Genomic DNA, 1,628 nt, shown 5'->3' with positions numbered 1-1,628 from the left:
CAGCTTCGAATACAGCACCGACCTGTTCGAGTCCGCCACCATCGCCCGCATGGCCGAGCACTACCGCACCCTGCTCACCGCCCTGGCCGCCGACCCGCAGTCCCGCGTGCGCGACCTGCCGCTGCTCACTGCCGCCGAACGCCAGCAAGTGCTGCAGGACTGGAATGCCAGCACTTCCGCCGTCCCCAGCGAGTGCATCCACACCCTGTTCGACGCCCAGGCCGCCCGCACGCCCGATGCCATCGCCGTCCAGTGCGGTGACGACACGCTCAGCTATGCCGCTTTGAATCAGCGCGCCAACCAGCTGGCGCATCACCTGCGCAGCCTCGGCGTGCAACCCGATACGCTGGTGGCGCTGTGCGTCGAGCGCAGCCTGGAGATGGTGGTCGGCCTGCTGGGCATCCTCAAGGCCGGCGCCGCCTATGTGCCGCTGGACCCGGACTACCCGGCCAGCCGGCTGGCCTGGATGCTCGAGGATACGGCCGCACCGGTGCTGCTCACCCAGGCGGCGCTGCAGGCCCGCCTGCCCCAACACCCACGCGTGCTGTGCCTGGATGCCGACTGGGCCGCCGTGGCGGCGCAGCCGACCCACACCCCGCCGTCGCTGACCACGCCGCAGCATCTGGCCTATTGCATCTATACCTCCGGTTCCACCGGCACCCCCAAGGGCGCCATCAATACCCATCAGGGCTTCGTCAATCTGGTGCAGTGGTATACCGATCCCGCCCTGGGTAGTGCCGAGCGGGTGATGCTGGCCAGCTCGCTGAGCTTCGATCTGACGCAGAAGAACGTGCTTGGCCCCTTGCTGTGCGGCGGCACGCTGATCATCCCGCCTGGGGCAGTGGCCGATGTGGACCGCTTCCAGGCCACCCTGCTGGCGCAGCGCCCCACCCGCATCAACTGCGCGCCGTCTGCCTTCCGCGCCTATCAGGCCGGGCTGCCGGCCCTGGCCGAACTGCGCACCGTGGTGCTGGGTGGCGAGCCGATCGATGCGGTGCTGGCTGGCACGCTGGCGGCCCAGGGGGTGACGCTGGTCAACTCCTATGGCCCGACCGAATGCGCCGACGTCGCCATCAGCCATGTGCAACGGCCGGCGGCGGCCGCCACCGAGCTGCCGCTGGGGCGGCCGGTGCCGAATGTGCAGATCTACCTGCTCGATGCCGACCTGAATCCGGTGCCGGTCGGTGTGGCGGGGGAAATCCATATTGCCGGGGCCGGCGTAGCCCGGGGCTACCTGAACCGGCCGGACCTGACGGCGGAGCGCTTCATCCCCAACCCGTTCGGCCCGGCCGGTACGCGCATGTACAAGACGGGCGATCTGGGCCGCTATCTGCCGGACGGGCAGATCGCCTTCCTGGGGCGCATCGATCATCAGGTGAAGCTGCGGGGCTTCCGCATCGAGCTGGGCGAGATCGAGCAGGCGCTGCTGCGCTGTAGCGCGGTGCGCGAAGCGGCGGTGCTGGTGCGGGAGGATCAACCGGGCGAACCCCGGCTGGTCGCCTATGTGGCGGGCACTGCGACGGCGGCGGCACTGCGGGCGCATCTGCTGGCGCAGTTGCCGGCCTATATGGTGCCCGGCGCCTGGGTGTTGCTGGCGGCCTTGCCGCTGAACCCCAACGGCAAGCTCG

The 1,628-nt window shown here is 69.8% G+C and carries 1 protein-coding gene; it reads left to right on the top strand.

Annotated features, from left to right (window positions below; all coding sequences use genetic code 11):
• Positions 1-1,628, top strand: a 1,628-nt coding sequence (locus tag BR41_RS21650) for a non-ribosomal peptide synthetase (RefSeq protein ID WP_035061515.1), incomplete at both ends; no start/stop codon positions are given.

This window comes from Andreprevotia chitinilytica DSM 18519, assembly GCF_000711875.1.
GTDB classification, from domain to species: Bacteria; Pseudomonadota; Gammaproteobacteria; order Burkholderiales; family Chitinibacteraceae; genus Andreprevotia; species Andreprevotia chitinilytica.
The sequence above is the reverse complement of the archived record's forward strand: the minus strand, read 5'-3'. Positions and strand labels throughout refer to the sequence as shown.